General features: G+C 54.9%; 22 protein-coding genes. All 22 read left to right on the top strand.

Going from position 1 to position 20239, the window contains the following annotated elements; all coding sequences use genetic code 11:
- The first annotated feature begins 8 nt into the window (after nt 1-8).
- The 22 genes from rplL to rpsN all read left to right on the top strand — a co-directional run bounded on the left by rplL (nt 9) and on the right by rpsN (nt 20220).
- On the top strand, nt 9-374 hold the full coding sequence (rplL, locus tag QMX93_RS05425) for a 50S ribosomal protein L7/L12 (RefSeq protein ID WP_053124318.1): 366 nt from the start codon (nt 9-11) through the stop codon (nt 372-374).
- Nucleotides 375-595: 221 nt separating this feature from the next.
- Entirely contained in the window at nt 596-4669 is a 4074-nt protein-coding gene (gene rpoB / locus QMX93_RS05420; protein WP_008081909.1) for a DNA-directed RNA polymerase subunit beta, read from the top strand.
- Between the two features lie 64 nt (nt 4670-4733).
- Nucleotides 4734-8933 (top strand): DNA-directed RNA polymerase subunit beta', encoded by a 4200-nt coding sequence (gene rpoC, locus QMX93_RS05415; RefSeq protein WP_053124316.1) that lies wholly within the window; start codon nt 4734-4736, stop codon nt 8931-8933.
- A 216-nt stretch (nt 8934-9149) separates the two neighbouring features.
- Nucleotides 9150-9521: a 30S ribosomal protein S12 gene (rpsL, locus tag QMX93_RS05410; RefSeq protein WP_003186084.1), complete on the top strand. Its 372-nt coding sequence runs from the start codon at nt 9150-9152 to the stop codon at nt 9519-9521.
- A 107-nt stretch (nt 9522-9628) separates the two neighbouring features.
- A complete protein-coding gene (gene rpsG, locus QMX93_RS05405) occupies nt 9629-10102 on the top strand; it encodes a 30S ribosomal protein S7 (protein ID WP_007916467.1) in 474 nt (157 codons plus the stop codon).
- 30 nt (nt 10103-10132) lie between these two features.
- Nucleotides 10133-12238 carry an elongation factor G gene (gene fusA / locus QMX93_RS05400; RefSeq protein WP_053124314.1) on the top strand — a complete coding sequence of 702 codons (2106 nt, stop codon included), beginning with the start codon at nt 10133-10135 and terminating at the stop codon, nt 12236-12238.
- A 31-nt stretch (nt 12239-12269) separates the two neighbouring features.
- On the top strand, nt 12270-13463 hold the full coding sequence (gene tuf / locus QMX93_RS05395) for an elongation factor Tu (RefSeq protein ID WP_007918472.1): 1194 nt from the start codon (nt 12270-12272) through the stop codon (nt 13461-13463).
- Between the two features lie 160 nt (nt 13464-13623).
- On the top strand, nt 13624-13935 hold the full coding sequence (rpsJ, locus tag QMX93_RS05390) for a 30S ribosomal protein S10 (protein ID WP_003186070.1): 312 nt from the start codon (nt 13624-13626) through the stop codon (nt 13933-13935).
- A gap of 80 nt (nt 13936-14015) precedes the next feature.
- Nucleotides 14016-14651 carry a 50S ribosomal protein L3 gene (gene rplC / locus QMX93_RS05385; protein WP_003228738.1) on the top strand — a complete coding sequence of 212 codons (636 nt, stop codon included), beginning with the start codon at nt 14016-14018 and terminating at the stop codon, nt 14649-14651.
- 12 nt (nt 14652-14663) lie between these two features.
- Nucleotides 14664-15266 (top strand): 50S ribosomal protein L4, encoded by a 603-nt coding sequence (gene rplD / locus QMX93_RS05380; RefSeq protein WP_007918468.1) that lies wholly within the window; start codon nt 14664-14666, stop codon nt 15264-15266.
- Nucleotides 15263-15562: a 50S ribosomal protein L23 gene (gene rplW / locus QMX93_RS05375; protein WP_002555488.1), complete on the top strand. Its 300-nt coding sequence runs from the start codon at nt 15263-15265 to the stop codon at nt 15560-15562. The genes rplD and rplW overlap by 4 nt, the downstream gene beginning before the upstream one ends.
- Before the next feature lie 14 nt (nt 15563-15576).
- Complete coding sequence (rplB, locus tag QMX93_RS05370) at nt 15577-16401, top strand: 50S ribosomal protein L2 (RefSeq protein WP_003228734.1); 825 nt, start codon at nt 15577-15579, stop codon at nt 16399-16401.
- Between the two features lie 16 nt (nt 16402-16417).
- Nucleotides 16418-16693 (top strand): 30S ribosomal protein S19, encoded by a 276-nt coding sequence (gene rpsS, locus QMX93_RS05365; protein WP_003228731.1) that lies wholly within the window; start codon nt 16418-16420, stop codon nt 16691-16693.
- Between the two features lie 11 nt (nt 16694-16704).
- Nucleotides 16705-17037, top strand: coding sequence for a 50S ribosomal protein L22 (rplV, locus tag QMX93_RS05360; RefSeq protein WP_003103908.1), 333 nt, complete (start codon nt 16705-16707; stop codon nt 17035-17037).
- A gap of 13 nt (nt 17038-17050) precedes the next feature.
- The gene (gene rpsC, locus QMX93_RS05355) at nt 17051-17737 is read left to right on the top strand and encodes a 30S ribosomal protein S3 (protein WP_003176422.1); all 687 of its coding nucleotides are present in this window, start codon (nt 17051-17053) and stop codon (nt 17735-17737) included.
- Between the two features lie 12 nt (nt 17738-17749).
- A complete protein-coding gene (gene rplP / locus QMX93_RS05350; protein WP_007896757.1) occupies nt 17750-18163 on the top strand; it encodes a 50S ribosomal protein L16 in 414 nt (137 codons plus the stop codon).
- Entirely contained in the window at nt 18163-18354 is a 192-nt protein-coding gene (gene rpmC, locus QMX93_RS05345; RefSeq protein WP_002555481.1) for a 50S ribosomal protein L29, read from the top strand. The genes rplP and rpmC overlap by 1 nt, the downstream gene beginning before the upstream one ends.
- A 2-nt stretch (nt 18355-18356) precedes the next feature.
- The gene (gene rpsQ / locus QMX93_RS05340; RefSeq protein WP_003176419.1) at nt 18357-18623 is read left to right on the top strand and encodes a 30S ribosomal protein S17; all 267 of its coding nucleotides are present in this window, start codon (nt 18357-18359) and stop codon (nt 18621-18623) included.
- A gap of 23 nt (nt 18624-18646) precedes the next feature.
- The gene (gene rplN, locus QMX93_RS05335; RefSeq protein ID WP_002555479.1) at nt 18647-19015 is read left to right on the top strand and encodes a 50S ribosomal protein L14; all 369 of its coding nucleotides are present in this window, start codon (nt 18647-18649) and stop codon (nt 19013-19015) included.
- 11 nt (nt 19016-19026) lie between these two features.
- A complete protein-coding gene (gene rplX / locus QMX93_RS05330; RefSeq protein ID WP_008081905.1) occupies nt 19027-19341 on the top strand; it encodes a 50S ribosomal protein L24 in 315 nt (104 codons plus the stop codon).
- Between the two features lie 20 nt (nt 19342-19361).
- A complete protein-coding gene (rplE, locus tag QMX93_RS05325) occupies nt 19362-19901 on the top strand; it encodes a 50S ribosomal protein L5 (RefSeq protein ID WP_003176415.1) in 540 nt (179 codons plus the stop codon).
- A 13-nt stretch (nt 19902-19914) separates the two neighbouring features.
- Entirely contained in the window at nt 19915-20220 is a 306-nt protein-coding gene (rpsN, locus tag QMX93_RS05320) for a 30S ribosomal protein S14 (RefSeq protein ID WP_003228726.1), read from the top strand.
- The last annotated feature ends 19 nt before the right edge of the window (nt 20221-20239 follow it).

Raw genomic sequence — 20239 nt, 5'->3', positions numbered from 1 at the left:
AATAAGTCATGTCTCTGACTAACGAACAAATCATCGACGCAATCGGCGAAAAATCGGTTCTGGAAATCGTTGAGCTGATCAAAGCAATGGAAGAGAAGTTCGGCGTATCCGCTGCCGCTGCTTCTGCTGGTCCAGCCGCTGCTGCCGCTGTTGTTGAAGAGCAAACCGAGTTCAACGTAATCCTGAAAGGCGCTGGCGAGAAGAAAGTCAACGTGATCAAGGCTGTACGTGAACTGACCGGTCTGGGTCTGAAAGAAGCCAAGGAGAAGGTTGACACCGCTCCTCAGGTTATCGCTGAAGGCGTTTCGAAAGAAGCTGCTGAAGACGCGAAGAAGAAGCTGGAAGAAGCAGGCGCTGAAGTCGAAGTTAAGTAACTTTCGACTTTGCACCTCCAGCCCGAGCGTCAAGCGACAGGCTGATGGCTGGTGGCTCTTGCCACCGGCCTTTTTCCGTTATTGGCAGCCGACTGGGTCGGTGCTGATAAAGGCGCTGTAACCACCCGATGCGGTGGCGCAAACCATGGGGTTTGCACGATTTTCTGGCTGCTCCCGTCGGGAGGGGCCAAACAAGCAGGTGACCAAGCTGGGGAACGCTGATGGCTTACTCATATACTGAGAAAAAACGTATCCGCAAGGACTTTAGCAAGTTGCCGGACGTCATGGATGTGCCTTACCTCCTGGCCATCCAGCTGGATTCGTATCGTGAATTCTTGCAAGCGGGAGCGACTAAAGATCAGTTCCGCGACGTGGGCCTGCATGCGGCCTTCAAATCCGTTTTCCCGATCATCAGCTACTCCGGCAATGCTGCGCTGGAGTACGTCGGTTATCGCCTGGGCGAACCGGCATTTGATGTCAAAGAATGCGTATTGCGCGGTGTAACTTTCGCCGTACCTTTGCGGGTAAAAGTGCGCCTGATCATTTTCGACAAAGAATCGTCGAACAAAGCGATCAAGGACATCAAAGAGCAAGAAGTCTACATGGGTGAAATCCCCCTGATGACTGAGAACGGTACCTTCGTAATCAACGGTACCGAGCGTGTAATCGTTTCCCAGCTGCACCGTTCCCCGGGCGTGTTCTTCGACCACGACCGCGGCAAGACGCATAGCTCCGGCAAACTGCTGTACTCCGCGCGCATCATTCCTTACCGCGGTTCGTGGCTGGACTTCGAGTTCGACCCGAAAGACTGCGTGTTCGTGCGTATCGACCGTCGTCGCAAGCTGCCGGCATCGGTACTGCTGCGCGCGCTCGGCTATACCACTGAAGAAGTGCTGGACGCTTTCTACACCACCAACGTTTTCCACCTGAGCGGCGAAACCCTCAGCCTGGAACTGATTGCTTCGCGTCTGCGTGGTGAAATTGCGGTTCTGGACATTCAGGACGAGAAGGGCAAGGTCATTGTTGAAGCGGGCCGCCGTATTACCGCGCGCCACATCAACCAGATCGAAAAAGCCGGCATCAAGACCCTGGAAGTACCTCTGGACTATGTCCTGGGCCGTACGACCGCCAAGGTCATCGTGCACCCGGCTACCGGCGAAATCCTGGCAGAGTGCAATACCGAGCTGAACACCGAAGTCCTGGCAAAAATTGCCAAGTCCGGCGTTGTTCGCATCGAAACTCTGTACACCAACGACATCGACTGCGGTCCGTTCGTTTCTGACACGCTGAAGATCGACTCCACCAGCAACCAATTGGAAGCGCTGGTCGAGATCTATCGCATGATGCGTCCAGGCGAGCCGCCAACCAAAGACGCTGCCGAAACCCTGTTCAACAACCTGTTCTTCAGCCCTGAGCGCTATGACCTGTCTGCGGTCGGCCGGATGAAGTTCAACCGTCGTATCGGTCGTACCGAGATCGAAGGTTCGGGCGTGCTGTGCAAGGAAGACATCGTCGCGGTACTGAAGACTCTGGTCGACATCCGTAACGGTAAAGGCATCGTCGATGACATCGACCACCTGGGTAACCGTCGTGTTCGCTGCGTAGGCGAAATGGCCGAGAACCAGTTCCGCGTTGGCCTGGTACGTGTTGAGCGTGCGGTCAAAGAGCGTCTGTCGATGGCTGAAAGCGAAGGCCTGATGCCGCAAGACCTGATCAACGCCAAGCCAGTGGCTGCGGCGGTGAAAGAGTTCTTCGGTTCCAGCCAGCTCTCGCAGTTCATGGACCAGAACAACCCGCTGTCCGAGATCACCCACAAGCGTCGTGTCTCTGCACTCGGCCCTGGCGGTCTGACTCGTGAACGCGCAGGCTTTGAAGTCCGTGACGTACACCCGACTCACTACGGTCGTGTATGCCCGATTGAAACGCCGGAAGGTCCGAACATCGGTCTGATCAACTCCCTGGCTGCGTACGCTCGCACCAACCAGTACGGCTTCCTGGAAAGCCCGTACCGTGTGGTGAAAGAGGGTGTTGTCACCGACGAGATCGTGTTCCTGTCCGCTATTGAAGAAGCCGATCACGTGATCGCGCAGGCTTCGGCGACCATGAACGACCAGAAAGTCCTGATCGACGAACTGGTAGCCGTACGTCACCTGAACGAATTCACCGTTAAGGCGCCTGAAGAAGTCACCTTGATGGACGTTTCACCGAAGCAGGTAGTTTCGGTTGCAGCGTCGCTGATTCCGTTCCTCGAGCACGACGACGCCAACCGTGCGTTGATGGGTTCGAACATGCAGCGTCAAGCTGTACCAACCCTGCGCGCTGACAAGCCGCTGGTAGGTACTGGCATGGAGCGTAACGTAGCCCGTGACTCCGGCGTTTGCGTCGTGGCTCGTCGTGGCGGCGTGATCGATTCCGTCGACGCCAGCCGTATCGTGGTTCGTGTTGCTGATGACGAAGTTGAAACCGGCGAAGCTGGTGTCGACATCTACAACCTGACCAAATACACCCGCTCGAACCAGAACACCTGCATCAACCAGCGTCCGCTGGTGCGTAAGGGTGATCGCGTTCAGCGTAGCGACATCATGGCCGACGGCCCGTCCACCGACATGGGTGAACTGGCACTGGGTCAGAATATGCGCATCGCGTTCATGGCATGGAACGGCTTCAACTTCGAAGACTCCATCTGCCTGTCCGAGCGTGTTGTTCAAGAAGACCGTTTCACCACGATCCACATTCAGGAACTGACCTGTGTGGCCCGTGACACCAAGCTTGGGCCTGAAGAGATCACTGCGGACATCCCTAACGTGGGTGAAGCTGCACTGAACAAACTGGACGAAGCCGGTATCGTTTACGTAGGTGCTGAAGTTGGCGCAGGCGACATCCTGGTCGGTAAGGTCACTCCGAAAGGCGAGACCCAGCTGACTCCGGAAGAAAAACTGCTGCGTGCAATCTTCGGTGAAAAAGCCAGCGACGTTAAAGACACTTCCCTGCGTGTACCTACCGGTACCAAAGGTACTGTCATCGACGTACAGGTCTTCACCCGCGACGGCGTTGAGCGTGATGCTCGTGCACTGTCGATCGAGAAGACTCAGCTCGACGAGATCCGCAAGGATCTGAACGAAGAGTTCCGTATCGTTGAAGGCGCGACCTTCGAACGTCTGCGTTCCGCTTTGGTAGGCCACAAGGCTGAAGGCGGCGCAGGTCTGAAGAAAGGTCAGGACATCACCGACGAAGTACTCGACGGTCTTGAGCATGGTCAGTGGTTCAAACTGCGCATGGCTGAAGATGCTCTGAACGAGCAGCTCGAGAAGGCTCAGGCCTACATCGTTGATCGTCGCCGTCTGCTGGACGACAAGTTCGAAGACAAGAAGCGCAAACTGCAGCAGGGCGATGACCTGGCTCCAGGCGTGCTGAAAATCGTCAAGGTTTACCTGGCAATCCGTCGTCGCATCCAGCCGGGCGACAAGATGGCCGGTCGTCACGGTAACAAAGGTGTGGTCTCCGTGATCATGCCGGTTGAAGACATGCCGCACGATGCCAATGGCACCCCGGTCGACGTCGTCCTCAACCCACTGGGCGTACCTTCGCGTATGAACGTTGGTCAGATCCTTGAAACCCACCTGGGCCTCGCGGCCAAAGGTCTGGGCGAGAAGATCAACCGGATGATCGAAGAGCAGCGTAAAGTCGCTGAACTGCGTACCTTCCTCGACGAGATCTACAACCAGATCGGCGGTCGTAACGAAGATCTGGACAGCTTCTCCGATCAGGAAATCCTGGATCTGGCGAAGAACCTGCGTGGCGGCGTTCCAATGGCCACTCCAGTGTTCGACGGCGCCAAGGAAAGCGAAATCAAGGCCATGCTGAAACTGGCAGACCTGCCGGAAAGCGGCCAGATGCAGCTGACTGACGGCCGTACCGGCAACAAGTTCGAGCGTCCAGTTACCGTTGGCTACATGTACATGCTGAAGCTGAACCACTTGGTAGACGACAAGATGCACGCTCGTTCTACCGGTTCGTACAGCCTGGTTACCCAGCAGCCGCTGGGTGGTAAGGCGCAGTTCGGTGGTCAGCGTTTCGGGGAGATGGAGGTCTGGGCACTGGAAGCATACGGTGCTGCTTACACTCTGCAAGAAATGCTCACAGTGAAGTCGGACGATGTGAACGGCCGTACCAAGATGTACAAAAACATCGTGGATGGCGATCACCGTATGGAGCCGGGCATGCCCGAGTCCTTCAACGTGTTGATCAAGGAAATTCGTTCCCTCGGCATCGATATCGATCTGGAAACCGAATAACACGTGACGCGAATCGAGAGCGGGGCAGGATTGCCCGCTCTCTGCTCCGCCAGGAGGAAAGGCCTTGAAAGACCTACTGAATTTGCTGAAAAACCAGGGTCAAGTCGAAGAGTTCGACGCCATCCGTATCGGATTGGCCTCGCCTGAGATGATCCGCTCATGGTCGTTCGGTGAAGTTAAAAAGCCGGAAACCATCAACTACCGTACGTTCAAACCTGAGCGTGACGGCCTGTTCTGCGCCAAGATCTTTGGCCCGGTAAAGGATTACGAGTGCCTGTGCGGTAAGTACAAGCGCTTGAAGCACCGTGGTGTGATCTGCGAGAAGTGCGGCGTTGAAGTTGCACTGGCCAAGGTTCGCCGTGAGCGCATGGCGCACATCGAACTGGCCTCGCCGGTTGCCCACATCTGGTTCCTGAAATCGCTGCCGTCCCGTATCGGCTTGCTGATGGACATGACCCTGCGTGATATCGAACGCGTTCTCTACTTCGAGAGCTATGTCGTTATCGATCCAGGCATGACTACCCTTGAAAAAGGTCAGCTGCTGAACGACGAGCAGTACTTCGAAGCGCTGGAAGAGTTCGGTGACGACTTCGATGCCCGCATGGGTGCTGAAGCTGTCCGTGAACTGCTGCACGCTATCGACCTGGAACACGAGATTGGCCGTCTGCGTGAAGAAATTCCGCAAACCAACTCCGAAACCAAGATCAAGAAGCTGTCCAAGCGTCTGAAGTTGATGGAAGCCTTCCAGGGTTCCGGCAACCTGCCAGAGTGGATGGTGCTGACCGTTCTGCCGGTTCTGCCGCCAGATCTGCGTCCACTGGTTCCACTGGATGGCGGTCGTTTCGCGACTTCCGACCTCAACGATCTGTATCGTCGAGTGATCAACCGTAACAACCGTTTGAAGCGCCTGCTGGATCTGTCCGCTCCGGACATCATCGTGCGCAACGAAAAGCGTATGTTGCAGGAAGCTGTCGATGCGCTGCTCGACAACGGTCGTCGTGGCCGCGCTATCACCGGTTCGAACAAGCGTCCTCTGAAATCCCTGGCTGACATGATCAAGGGTAAGCAAGGTCGTTTCCGTCAGAACTTGCTCGGTAAGCGTGTTGACTACTCCGGTCGTTCGGTAATTACCGTAGGCCCGACCCTGCGTCTGCATCAGTGCGGTCTGCCGAAGAAGATGGCTCTCGAGCTGTTCAAACCGTTCATTTTCGGCAAGCTCGAAATGCGTGGTCTTGCGACCACCATCAAAGCGGCCAAGAAAATGGTCGAGCGCGAACTGCCAGAGGTTTGGGACGTTCTCGCTGAAGTGATTCGCGAACACCCGGTTCTTCTCAACCGTGCACCGACCCTTCACCGTCTGGGTATCCAGGCGTTTGAACCGGTACTGATCGAAGGTAAGGCTATCCAGCTGCACCCTCTGGTCTGCGCCGCGTACAACGCCGACTTCGACGGCGACCAAATGGCCGTGCACGTACCGCTGACACTGGAAGCCCAGTTGGAAGCGCGTGCGTTGATGATGTCGACCAACAACATTCTGTCGCCAGCCAACGGTGAGCCAATCATCGTGCCGTCGCAGGACGTTGTATTGGGTCTGTACTACATGACTCGTGAAGCGATCAACGCCAAGGGCGAAGGTCGTGTATTCGCGGATCTGCAGGAAGTTGACCGTGTGTTCCGTGCCGGCGAAGCCGCACTGCACGCCAAAGTTAAAGTACGTATTAACGAAACCGTTAATGATCGTGACGGTGGCAGCGTCAAGAACACCCGTATCGTCGACACTACCGTTGGCCGTGCGCTGTTGTTCCAGGTTGTTCCGCCAGGTCTGTCGTACGACGTCGTCAACCTGCCAATGAAGAAAAAGGCGATCTCCAAGCTGATCAACCAGTGCTACCGCGTGGTTGGTTTGAAAGAGACCGTGATCTTCGCTGACCAGTTGATGTACACCGGTTTCGCTTACTCGACCATCTCCGGCGTTTCCATCGGTGTTAACGACTTCGTTATCCCGGACGAGAAAGCCCGCATCATCGGTGCCGCTACCGACGAAGTGAAAGAGATCGAGAGCCAGTACGCCTCCGGCCTGGTAACCCAGGGCGAGAAGTACAACAAAGTGATCGACCTTTGGTCGAAAGCGAACGACGAAGTTTCCAAGGCAATGATGGCCAACCTCTCGAAAGAGAAGGTTATCGACCGTCACGGCGTTGAAGTCGATCAAGAGTCTTTCAACTCGATGTACATGATGGCTGACTCGGGTGCGCGGGGTTCCGCAGCACAGATTCGTCAGCTGGCCGGTATGCGTGGTCTGATGGCCAAGCCGGACGGTTCCATCATTGAAACGCCGATTACTGCGAACTTCCGTGAAGGTTTGAGCGTACTTCAGTACTTCATCTCCACTCACGGTGCTCGTAAAGGTCTGGCGGATACCGCGTTGAAAACTGCGAACTCCGGTTACCTGACTCGTCGTCTGGTAGACGTGGCGCAGGATCTGGTTGTAACCGAGATCGATTGCGGCACCGAACACGGTCTGCTGATGACTCCGCACATTGAAGGCGGTGACGTTGTAGAGCCGTTGGGTGAGCGCGTATTGGGTCGTGTTATTGCCCGTGACGTATTCAAGCCTGGTACCGAAGAAGTCATCGTTCCTGCCGGCACGCTGGTAGACGAGAAGTGGGTCGAGTTCATCGAACTCAACAGCATCGACGAAGTGATTGTTCGCTCGCCGATCAGCTGCGAAACCCGCTACGGTATCTGCGCCAAGTGCTACGGCCGCGATCTGGCTCGTGGTCACCAGGTGAACATCGGTGAAGCGGTCGGCGTTATCGCTGCCCAGTCCATCGGTGAGCCGGGTACCCAGCTGACCATGCGTACGTTCCACATCGGTGGTGCGGCAAGCCGGACTTCTGCAGCTGACAGCGTTCAGGTGAAGAATGGCGGTACCGTCCGCCTGCACAACCTGAAACACGTTGAGCGAGTAGATGGTTGCCTGGTAGCTGTGTCCCGTTCCGGTGAGTTGGCAATTGCTGACGAATTCGGTCGCGAACGCGAGCGTTACAAGCTGCCGTACGGTGCTGTGATTTCGGTTAAAGAAGGTGACAAGGTCGACGCTGGCGCAATCGTGGCCAAGTGGGATCCGCACACTCACCCGATCGTTACCGAAATGAAAGGTACCGTGACCTACGTGGGCATGGAAGAAGGCATCACGATCAAGCGTCAGACTGACGAATTGACCGGTATGACCAACATTGAAGTACTCGACGCGAAAGATCGTCCAGCTGCCGGTAAAGACATCCGTCCTGCCGTTAAGATGGTCGATGACAACGGCAAGGATCTGTTGCTGCCAGGCACTGACGTTATCGCTCAGTACTTCCTGCCAGCCAACGCCCTGGTCGGTGTAGCGGATGGTGCGAAGATCGCGATCGGTGATGTTATCGCGCGTATCCCGCAAGAAACTTCGAAGACCCGTGACATCACCGGTGGTCTGCCGCGTGTTGCCGACTTGTTCGAAGCTCGTCGTCCGAAAGAAGCGTCGATTCTGGCTGAAGTCAGCGGCACCATCGCGTTCGGTAAAGAGACCAAAGGCAAGCGCCGTCTGGTCATTACCCCGAACGACGGTAGTGATCCGTATGAAGAGCTGATTCCGAAGTGGCGTCACCTGAACGTCTTCGAAGGCGAACAGGTAAACCGCGGCGAAGTTATCTCCGACGGTCCAAGCGATCCGCACGACATCCTGCGTCTGCTGGGTGTGAGCGCGCTGGCCAAGTACATCGTTAACGAGATCCAGGACGTTTACCGTCTGCAAGGCGTGAAGATCAACGATAAGCACATCGAGACCATCTTGCGTCAGATGCTGCGTAAAGTTGAGATCGCTGAATCCGGCGATTCGAGTTTCATCAAGGGCGACCAGATGGAACTGACTCACGTACTGGTAGAGAACGAGCGTCTGGGCGCGGAAGACAAGTTTGTCTCCAAGTTCACTCGCGTTCTGCTGGGTATCACCAAGGCGTCGTTGTCCACCGAATCGTTCATCTCGGCGGCTTCCTTCCAGGAAACCACCCGCGTACTGACCGAAGCGGCAGTCACCGGCAAGCGCGATTACCTGCGCGGCCTGAAAGAAAACGTAGTCGTGGGTCGTCTGATCCCGGCCGGTACTGGCCTGGCATATCACAGCGAGCGCAAGCGTCGTCGTGAAGCAGACAAGCCGTTGCGCGTAAGCGCCAGTGAAGTGGAAGCTGCACTGACCGAAGCGTTGAACTCGAGCGGTAACTGAGTTCTGCGATAAATGAGAGTAGGGCCCTGATCGCCCCGTTCGTCGAATCGAGACATTTTGTCGAGGTTCGAGGGGCGGGGAGGTCGGGGCCTTGCCTTGACTGGGGACAAGATCCTCTTTAGACTCTTGATCCCCTAAATTTGGCGGGAATTCGTTCCTGCCATTTTGCTTTTCTTGCAAGACAATAGCGTCGCAAGACAACAGTGGAGCTAGTAGATGGCAACTATCAACCAGCTGGTACGTCAGCCGCGTAAGCGTATCGTCGAGAAATCCGACGTACCTGCGCTGCAGAACTGCCCGCAACGTCGTGGCGTGTGCACCCGTGTGTACACCACCACGCCGAAAAAACCTAACTCGGCACTGCGTAAAGTATGCCGTGTGCGCCTGACCAACGGTTTCGAAGTTTCTTCGTACATCGGTGGTGAAGGTCACAACCTGCAAGAGCACAGCGTGGTACTGATCCGCGGCGGTCGTGTAAAAGACTTGCCAGGTGTTCGTTACCACACCGTTCGCGGTTCTTTGGATACTTCCGGCGTTAAAGGTCGTAACCAGGGTCGTTCGAAGTACGGTACCAAGCGTCCGAAGTAATCGGTCGTTTTGCAGATTTTCATTTTATTGAGTCGATAAGAGTAAGGTCGGGCACGCATCCATTGGATCTGTCCCGAGCTAACCTGAAGACCGCTTGAGGGCTTATCATGCCAAGACGTCGCGTAGCAGCAAAGCGTGAGATTCTGGACGATCCGAAATACGGAAGCCAGATCCTCGCCAAATTCATGAACCACGTTATGGAAAGCGGCAAGAAAGCCGTTGCCGAGCGTATCGTTTATGGTGCCCTGGAAACCGTTGCGACCCGTAAGGCTGGCACCGATCCCCTGGAACTCTTCGAAAAAGCACTCGACGCCATCGCTCCGCTGGTCGAAGTGAAGTCGCGCCGCGTTGGTGGTGCTACTTACCAGGTTCCGGTCGAGGTTCGTCCTTCCCGTCGTAACGCTCTGGCAATGCGCTGGTTGGTAGACTTCGCCCGTAAGCGTGGCGAGAAGTCTATGGCTCTGCGTTTGGCTGGCGAACTGCTGGATGCTGCTGAAGGTAAAGGTGCTGCTGTTAAGAAGCGTGAAGACGTGCACCGTATGGCTGAAGCCAACAAAGCTTTCTCGCACTACCGCTTCTAATTTTAGCTTCACTAATTTTGCGAGGGCTTTATGGCTCGTACTACTCCGATTAGTCGCTACCGTAACATCGGTATCGTCGCTCACGTGGATGCTGGTAAAACCACCACCACCGAGCGCGTCCTTTTTTACACCGGCAAAAGTCACAAAATGGGCGAGGTGCATGATGGCGCCGCGACCACAGACTGGATGGTGCAGGAGCAGGAGCGTGGTATTACCATTACTTCTGCTGCCATCACCGCCTTCTGGAAAGGTTCCGAGAAGCAGTACAAAGACGAGCACCGCTTCAACGTAATCGATACCCCGGGCCACGTAGACTTCACCATTGAAGTTGAACGTTCCCTGCGCGTACTCGACGGCGCTGTTGTTGTGTTCTGCGGTACTTCGGGTGTTGAGCCTCAGTCGGAAACCGTATGGCGTCAAGCCAACAAATACGGCGTTCCACGTCTTGTTTACGTAAACAAGATGGATCGTGCTGGTGCCAACTTCCTGCGCGTGATCGGTCAGATCAAGCAGCGTCTGGGTCACACTCCGGTGCCGATCCAGTTGGCTATCGGTTCCGAAGACAACTTCCAGGGTCAGATCGATCTGTTGACCATGGAAGCTGTTTACTGGAACGACGCTGACAAGGGCATGGTTCCTGTTCGCAAGCCTATTCCTGCAGAACTGCAAGAATTGGCTGACGAGTGGCGCAACAACATGGTTGAGGCTGCTGCCGAAGCCAGCGAAGAGCTGATGAACAAGTACCTCGAAGGTGAAGAACTCACCAACGTGGAAATCAAGGCCGCTCTGCGTCAGCGTACTATCGCTGGTGAGATCGTCTTGGCTGTTTGCGGTTCCTCGTTCAAGAACAAGGGCGTTCCCCTGGTTCTCGATGCTGTGATCGACTACCTGCCGGCACCAGTGGATATTCCTGCCATCAAGGGTACTGACCCTGATGACGAGACTATCGAGCTGGAGCGTCATGCAGACGACGCAGAACCGTTCTCCGCTCTGGCATTTAAAATTGCCACTGACCCATTCGTGGGTACCTTGACCTTCGTCCGCGTTTACTCGGGCGTGTTGAACTCCGGCGACGGCGTGATCAACTCGGTTAAAGGCAAGAAAGAGCGCGTGGGTCGTATGGTGCAAATGCACGCAAACGCCCGTGAAGAGATCAAGGAAGTACGCGCTGGTGACATCGCGGCCCTGATCGGCATGAAGGACGTCACCACTGGTGAAACCCTCTGCAACGCTGACAAGCCAATCATCCTGGTTCGCATGGACTTCCCGGAGCCGGTTATTTCGGTTGCCGTAGAGCCTAAGACCAAGGATGACCAGGAAAAAATGGGTATCGCTCTGGGCAAACTTGCTCAGGAAGACCCTTCTTTCCGCGTTAAAACTGATGAAGAGACTGGTCAAACGATCATCTCCGGCATGGGCGAGCTGCACCTGGACATCCTGGTTGACCGGATGCGCCGTGAGTTCAACGTCGAAGCCAACATCGGCAAGCCTCAGGTTTCGTATCGTGAGCGCATCACGAAGAACTGTGAAATCGAAGGCAAGTTCGTTCGTCAATCCGGCGGTCGTGGTCAGTTCGGCCACTGCTGGATCCGTTTTGCTCCTGCTGACGAAGGTCAGGAAGGTCTGCAATTCGTGAACGAAGTTGTAGGTGGTGTGGTTCCTAAGGAATACATCCCGGCTATCCAGAAGGGTATCGAAGAGCAGATGAAGAACGGCGTTGTTGCCGGCTATCCGCTGATCGGCCTGAAGGCTACCGTGTTCGATGGTTCTTACCACGACGTCGACTCCAACGAGATGGCGTTTAAAGTGGCTGCCTCCATGGCGACCAAGCAACTGGCCCAGAAGGGCGGTGGTGAGTTGCTTGAGCCGATCATGGCTGTAGAGGTTGTTACGCCTGAAGACTATATGGGTGATGTGATGGGCGACCTTAACCGTCGTCGCGGCATGATCCAGGGTATGGAAGACACAGTGTCCGGCAAGGTTATCCGTGCCGAGGTTCCACTGGGTGAGATGTTCGGTTATGCGACCGACGTTCGTTCCATGTCCCAGGGTCGCGCAAGCTACTCTATGGAATTCAAAAAATACGATACGGCTCCGTCGCACATCGTCGAATCCGTAACCAAAAAACAAGGCTGATTCAGCCCCTTTAGGCTAGGAGTTAATTGTCGTGGCTAAAGAAAAATTTGATCGTTCCCTACCGCACGTCAACGTTGGCACCATCGGTCACGTTGACCACGGTAAAACCACTCTGACTGCTGCTCTGACTCGCGTTTGCTCCGAAGTTTTCGGTTCCGCAATCGTTGACTTCGACAAGATCGACAGCGCACCAGAAGAGAAAGCTCGCGGTATCACCATCAACACCGCACACGTTGAGTACAACTCGAAGATCCGTCACTACGCTCACGTTGACTGCCCAGGTCACGCTGACTATGTGAAGAACATGATCACCGGTGCTGCTCAAATGGACGGCGCTATTCTGGTTTGCTCGGCCGCTGATGGTCCGATGCCACAAACCCGTGAGCACATCCTGCTGTCCCGTCAGGTAGGCGTTCCGTACATCGTGGTTTTCCTGAACAAGGCTGACCTGGTAGACGACGCTGAGCTGCTGGAGCTGGTTGAGATGGAAGTTCGCGACCTGCTGTCGACTTACGACTTCCCGGGCGATGACACTCCAATCATCATCGGTTCGGCTCGTATGGCGCTGGAAGGCAAAGACGACAACGAGATGGGCACCACTGCCGTCAAGAAACTGGTTGAAACTCTGGACAGCTACATCCCAGAACCAGTTCGCGTGACTGACAAGCCGTTCCTGATGCCAATCGAAGACGTATTCTCGATCTCCGGTCGCGGTACTGTTGTGACTGGTCGTATCGAGCGCGGTATCGTTCGCGTTCAAGATCCGCTGGAAATCGTTGGTCTGCGTGACACCACCGTTACTACTTGCACCGGTGTTGAAATGTTCCGCAAGCTGCTCGACGAAGGTCGTGCTGGTGAGAACTGCGGCGTTCTGCTGCGTGGCACCAAGCGTGACGACGTTGAACGTGGTCAGGTTCTGGTTAAGCCGGGTTCGGTTAAGCCGCACACCACTTTCACCGCAGAAGTTTACGTTCTAAGCAAAGAAGAAGGCGGTCGTCACACTCCGTTCTTCAAAGGCTATCGTCCACAGTTCTACTTCCGTACTACTGACGTGACTGGTAACTGCGAGCTGCCAGAAGGCGTTGAAATGGTAATGCCAGGTGACAACATTCAGATGACTGTTACCCTGATCAAAACCATCGCAATGGAAGACGGTCTGCGTTTCGCTATCCGTGAAGGCGGTCGTACCGTCGGCGCTGGCGTCGTAGCCAAAATCATCGCGTAATTCTCTTTTATAGAGATTGCTTGATGCTTTGAAAAAGCCCCCGCTCAGCGGGGGGCTTTTTTTATTGGGTTGACACCTATATGGGGCGTCTATAGAATTGCGCCTCCTTTTAACGGGCGTATTGCGCTCGGTGGGAATAGCAGCCGGAGTCTGAAATCCAATGCAAAATCAGCAAATCCGTATCAGGTTGAAGGCTTTCGACCATCGCCTGATCGACCAATCAACCCAGGAAATCGTGGAAACCGCGAAACGTACTGGTGCTCAAGTGCGTGGTCCAATTCCACTGCCTACCCGTAAAGAGCGGTTCACCGTTCTGGTTTCTCCGCACGTCAACAAAGACGCGCGCGACCAGTACGAAATCCGCACTCATAAGCGCGTTCTGGACATCGTCCAGCCAACGGATAAAACCGTTGATGCTCTTATGAAGCTTGATCTTGCGGCCGGTGTGGAAGTGCAGATCAGCCTCGGCTAAGACTCGGTCTTAGTCGTGTAACGCTCTGAAATGGGCGGCCATAGCGGGTGAAAGCCCCGTACACTCATGAGGTTTACAACATGACTATTGGTGTAGTCGGTCGTAAATGCGGTATGACCCGTATTTTCACCGAAGAAGGTGTCTCCATTCCGGTCACGGTCATTGAGATCGAACCGAATCGCGTCACCCAGTTCAAAACTGAAGAGACCGATGGCTATCGTGCAGTGCAAGTCACTGTCGGCGAGCGTCGTGCTTCGCGTGTAACAGCAGCTCAGGCTGGCCACTTCGCTAAGGCGAACGTTGCCGCTGGTCGCACCACCATGGAATTCCGTCTGGAAGAAGGCGAGTACCAGGCTGGCGATCTGATCAACGCTGAAATCTTCGCCGCTGGTCAACTGGTTGATGTAACCGGTCAGTCCAAGGGTAAAGGCTTCCAGGGTACGATCAAGCGTTGGAATTTCCGCGGGCAAGATAACACCCACGGTAACTCCGTATCCCACCGCGTCCCAGGCTCTATCGGCCAGTGCCAGACTCCTGGTCGTGTATTCAAGGGCAAAAAAATGTCCGGTCATATGGGCGCTGAGCGCGTGACCGTGCAGTCCCTGGAAGTAGTGCGCGTGGACGCTGAACGCAATCTGTTGTTGGTCAAGGGTGCTGTTCCTGGCGCTACTGGCGGCAACCTGGTTGTACGTCCAGCAGCCAAGGCTCGCGGTTAAGGGGAAGCTGACATGCAATTAAATGTAAATGACGCTCAAGCGATCGAAGTTTCCGAACTGACATTTGGCGGCGAATTCAACGAGACGCTGGTTCACCAAGCAGTCGTGGCCTACATGGCCGGCGGCCGTCAAGGTACCAAGCAGCAAAAGACCCGTTCCGACGTTCGTGGTGGCGGTAAGCGCCCATGGCGTCAGAAAGGTACTGGCCGTGCTCGTGCCGGTACTATCCGTAGCCCAATCTGGCGTGGCGGCGGTACCACTTTTGCAGCACGTCCACAGGATCACTCCCAGAAGCTGAACAAGAAGATGTATCGCGCAGCAATGCGTTCCATCCTTGCTGAGCTGGTGCGTACTGATCGTCTGGTCGTGGTTCAGGATTTCGCTGTTGAAACTCCGAAAACCAAAGATCTGCTGGGCAAGCTGAACAACATGAGCCTGACCGACGTTTTGATCGTGTCGGACGCTGTTGATCAGAACCTGTACCTGGCTGCTCGTAACCTGCCGCACGTAGATGTACGTGACGTTCAAGGTTCCGATCCAGTTAGTCTGATCGCATACGACAAGGTGTTGATCACCGTGTCGGCCGTGAAGAAATTCGAGGAGCTGCTGGGATGAACCAGGAACGCGTATTTAAAGTTCTGCTTGGCCCGCACGTTTCCGAGAAGGCTACGGTTCTGGCAGACAAGAAAGGCCAGTTCGTTTTCAAGGTTGCTACTGACGCAACCAAGCTGGAAATCAAGAAGGCCGTCGAAAGCCTGTTCAGCGTGAAAGTTGAGCGTGTTACTACCCTGAACGTTCTGGGTAAGAGCAAGCGCACAGCTCGCGGTCTGGGCAAGCGTAATGACTGGAAGAAGGCAGTTATCTCCCTTCAGCCAGGCCAAGATCTCGATTTCAGCAGCAGTGCTGAGTAAGGAAGGGGTGCATCATGGCAATCGTTAAATGCAAACCGACTTCCCCTGGCCGCCGTTTTGTGGTCAAGGTGGTCAACCAGGAGCTGCATAAAGGCGCTCCTCACGCACCGCTGCTCGAGAAAAAATCGAAGACTGGTGGTCGTAACAACAATGGCCGTATTACCACGCGTCACATCGGTGGTGGTCATAAGCAGCATTATCGTATGGTCGATTTCCGTCGCAACGACAAAGATGGCATCGTCGCCACTGTCGAGCGTATCGAATACGATCCAAACCGTACTGCTCACATCGCACTGCTCTGCTACGCAGACGGCGAGCGTCGCTACATCATCGCCCCTAAAGGCGTGAGTGCTGGCGACCAGCTGATCGCAGGCGCTCTGGCTCCAATCAAGCCAGGTAACGCTCTGCAACTGCGCAACATTCCAGTGGGTTCTACTGTACACGGCATCGAACTGAAGCCAGGTAAAGGCGCACAGATCGCTCGTTCCGCTGGCGCTTCGGCTCAGCTGATCGCTCGTGAAGGTGTGTACGTGACCCTGCGTCTGCGTTCCGGTGAAATGCGTAAAGTCCTGGCTGAATGCCGTGCGACCCTGGGCGAAGTCTCGAACTCCGAGCACAGCCTGCGTTCGCTGGGTAAAGCTGGTGCCAAACGCTGGCGTGGCGTTCGCCCAACCGTTCGTGGTGTTGCCATGAACCCGGTTGACCACCCACATGGTGGTGGTGAAGGTCGTACCTCTGGTGGTCGTCATCCGGTATCGCCATGGGGCTTCCCGACTAAGGGCGCGAAGACTCGTGGTAATAAGCGTACCGACAAAATGATCGTCCGTCGTCGCAAGTAAATAGAGGGATACGACAGTGCCACGTTCTCTGAAAAAAGGTCCTTTTATTGATCTTCACCTACTGAAGAAGATCGAAGTGGCGGCGGAAAAGAACGATCGCAAACCAATTAAGACTTGGTCGCGTCGTTCGATGATCCTGCCACAGATGGTCGGTTTGACCATCGCCGTACATAACGGTCGTCAGCACGTCCCAGTTCTCGTGAACGAAGACATGGTCGGCCATAAACTGGGCGAGTTCGCCGGTACCCGCACTTATCGTGGGCACGTGGCTGACAAGAAAGCCAAGCGTTAAGGGGTTAGGAAATGGAAGTAGCCGCTAAGTTGTCGGGCGCTCGAATCTCCGCCCAGAAAGCCCGCTTGGTCGCCGACCAGATCCGCGGGAAGAAGGTGGGCGAAGCGCTCAACTTGTTGGCTTTCAGCAGTAAGAAAGCCGCCGAGATCATGAAGAAAGTGCTGGAGTCGGCCGTAGCCAACGCCGAGCATAACGAAGGCGCAGACGTTGATGACCTGAAGGTCAGCACCGTTTTCGTCAACGAAGGGCGTTCGCTGAAGCGCATCATGCCACGTGCCAAAGGCCGTGCTGATCGCATCGTCAAGCGGTCTTGCCATATCACTGTCAAGGTTGCTGACAAGTAACGGAGTCGAAGAGATGGGTCAGAAAGTACATCCCATTGGCATTCGCCTGGGAATCGTCAAGGAGCACACCTCCGTCTGGTACGCAGACGGTCGGACTTATGCGGACTACTTGTTCGCAGATCTGAAAGTGCGTGAGTATCTCCAAGACAAACTAAAAAGCGCGTCCGTAAGCCGTATCGATATCCATCGTCCGGCCCAAACTGCACGTATCACCATCCACACCGCTCGTCCAGGTATCGTTATCGGGAAGAAAGGTGAAGATGTTGAGAAACTGCGTCAGGACCTGACCAAGCAAATGGGTGTGCCTGTGCACATCAATATCGAAGAGATCCGCAAGCCGGAACTCGACGGTATGCTGGTTGCGCAGAGCGTAGCTCAGCAGCTGGAGCGTCGTGTAATGTTCCGTCGCGCTATGAAGCGCGCAGTACAGAACGCCATGCGCATTGGTGCCAAAGGCATCAAAATCCAAGTGAGCGGTCGTCTCGGCGGTGCTGAAATCGCACGTACTGAATGGTATCGCGAAGGTCGTGTGCCATTGCACACCCTGCGTGCCGACATCGACTATGCCAACTACGAAGCTCACACCACTTATGGTGTGATCGGTGTAAAGGTTTGGATCTTCAAAGGCGAAGTAATTGGTGGTCGCCAAGAAGAGCTGAAACCACAAGCACCAGCGCCTCGTAAAAAAGCTGCTAAGTAAGGGGTACGCCAAATGTTGCAACCTAAGCGTACGAAGTTCCGCAAGCAGATGACAGGCCACAACCGTGGTCTGGCTCAGCGCGGTAGCAAAGTCAGCTTCGGCGAGTTCGCGCTGAAGTCTGTAGCTCGTGGTCGTCTCACCGCTCGTCAGATCGAGTCAGCGCGTCGTGCACTGACCCGTCACGTTAAACGTGGCGGCAAGATCTGGATCCGTGTATTCCCGGACAAGCCTATTTCCAAAAAGCCCCTCGAAGTTCGTATGGGTAAAGGTAAGGGTAGTGTGGAGTACTGGGTTGCCCAGATTCAGCCAGGCAAAGTCCTGTATGAAATCGAGGGTGTTTCTGAAGAGCTGGCGCGTGAGGCTTTTGCCCTGGCTGCTGCAAAGCTGCCGCTCGCCACCGCCTTTGTTAAACGGACGGTGATGTGATGAAAGCGAATGAACTTCGTGAAAAATCCGCACAGCAGCTGAATGAGCAACTGCTCGGCTTGCTGCGCGACCAGTTCAATCTGCGTATGCAGAAAGCAACTGGCCAGTTGGGGCAGTCGCATCTGCTCTCGCAAGTTAAGCGTGACATCGCTCGCGTGAAGACTGTGCTCAACCAGCAGGCAGGTAAGTAATCATGGCTGAAGCCGAAAAAACTGTCCGTACGCTGACTGGCCGTGTTGTCAGCGACAAGATGGACAAAACCATCACCGTACTGATCGAGCGTCGCGTTAAGCACCCGATCTACGGTAAATACGTTAAGCGTTCGACTAAGCTGCACGCGCACGACGAAACCAATCAGTGCCACATCGGCGACAAAGTCACTATTCGTGAAACTCGTCCTTTGGCCAAGACCAAGTCTTGGGCGCTGGTTGATGTTCTCGAACGCGCTGTGGAAGTCTAAGGACTAGGGGTCGGAGAAATTATATGATTCAGACTCAATCCATGCTCGATGTGGCCGATAACAGCGGCGCTCGCCGCGTTATGTGCATCAAGGTGCTGGGTGGCTCCCATCGTCGTTACGCTGGTATCGGTGACATCATCAAAGTTACCGTGAAGGAAGCAATTCCTCGCGGTAAAGTGAAAAAAGGCCAAGTGATGACTGCTGTTGTAGTCCGCACTCGTCACGGCGTACGTCGTGCTGATGGCTCCATTATCCGCTTTGATGGCAACGCTGCTGTTCTTCTGAACAACAAGCAAGAGCCGATCGGCACCCGTATCTTTGGGCCAGTGACCCGTGAACTTCGTACTGAGAAGTTCATGAAGATCGTCTCGCTCGCCCCAGAAGTGCTGTAAGGAGATCCGACATGCAAAAGATTCGTCGTGACGACGAGATCATCGTGATCGCCGGCAAAGACAAAGGTAAGCGCGGTAAGGTGCTTAAGGTTCTCGCTAATAACCGTCTGGTTATCAGCGGTCTGAACCTGGTTAAGCGTCATACCAAGCCTAACCCGATGTCGGGCGTGCAAGGCGGTATCGTCGAAAAAGAAGCTCCACTGGATGCTTCTAACGTCGCCATTTTCAACGGCGAAACCAACAAGGCTGACCGCGTTGGTTTCAAAGTAGAAGACGGCAAGAAAATTCGTGTCTTCAAGTCGACCCAAAAAGCGGTTGATGCTTGAACACTGCTAGGTAGAAGACCATGGCACGACTAAAAGAGATTTACTGGAAGGAAATCGCACCGAAGCTTAAGGAAGAACTTAAGCTTTCGAACGTGATGGAAGTTCCACGCGTTACAAAGATCACCCTGAACATGGGTCTGGGCGAAGCTGTTGGTGACAAGAAAGTCATCGAGCATGCTGTTGCTGACCTGGAAAAGATCACCGGCCAAAAAGTCGTTGTGACCTACGCTCGTAAATCCATCGCTGGCTTTAAAGTCCGTGAAGGATGGCCGATCGGCGTCAAAGTGACTCTGCGCCGTGAGCGTATGTACGAGTTCCTGGATCGTCTGCTGTCGATCTCCCTGCCTCGGGTTCGCGACTTCCGCGGCCTGAATGCCAAGTCCTTCGATGGTCGTGGTAACTACAGCATGGGCGTGAAAGAGCAGATCATTTTCCCGGAAATCGACTACGACAAGATCGATGCTCTCCGCGGTCTGGACATTACCCTGACCACCACTGCCAAGAACGATGATGAAGGCCGCGCTCTGCTGCGTGCTTTCAAATTCCCGTTCCGCAACTGATTGGAGTAGGAAAATGGCCAAGAAGAGCATGAAAAACCGTGAGCTGAAGCGTCAGCTCACTGTTGCCAAGTACGCCACCAAGCGTGCAGCGCTGAAAGCTATCATCGTTGATCTGAACGCAAGTCCAGAAGCACGTTGGGAAGCTACCGTAGCTCTGCAGAAGCAACCACGTGACGCAAGCGCTTCGCGCATGCGTAACCGTTGCCGCCTGACTGGTCGTCCGCACGGCGTTTACCGCAAGTTCGGCCTTGGCCGTAACAAGCTGCGTGAAGCTGCAATGCGTGGTGACGTACCAGGTCTGGTTAAAGCCAGCTGGTAATTGCTGTCAAAGTCTCGAT

The organism is Pseudomonas sp. PS01303 (genome assembly GCF_029959385.1).
Lineage (GTDB): Bacteria > Pseudomonadota > Gammaproteobacteria > Pseudomonadales > Pseudomonadaceae > Aquipseudomonas > Aquipseudomonas rustica.
This window is presented reverse-complemented; position numbering and strand designations above follow the sequence as displayed.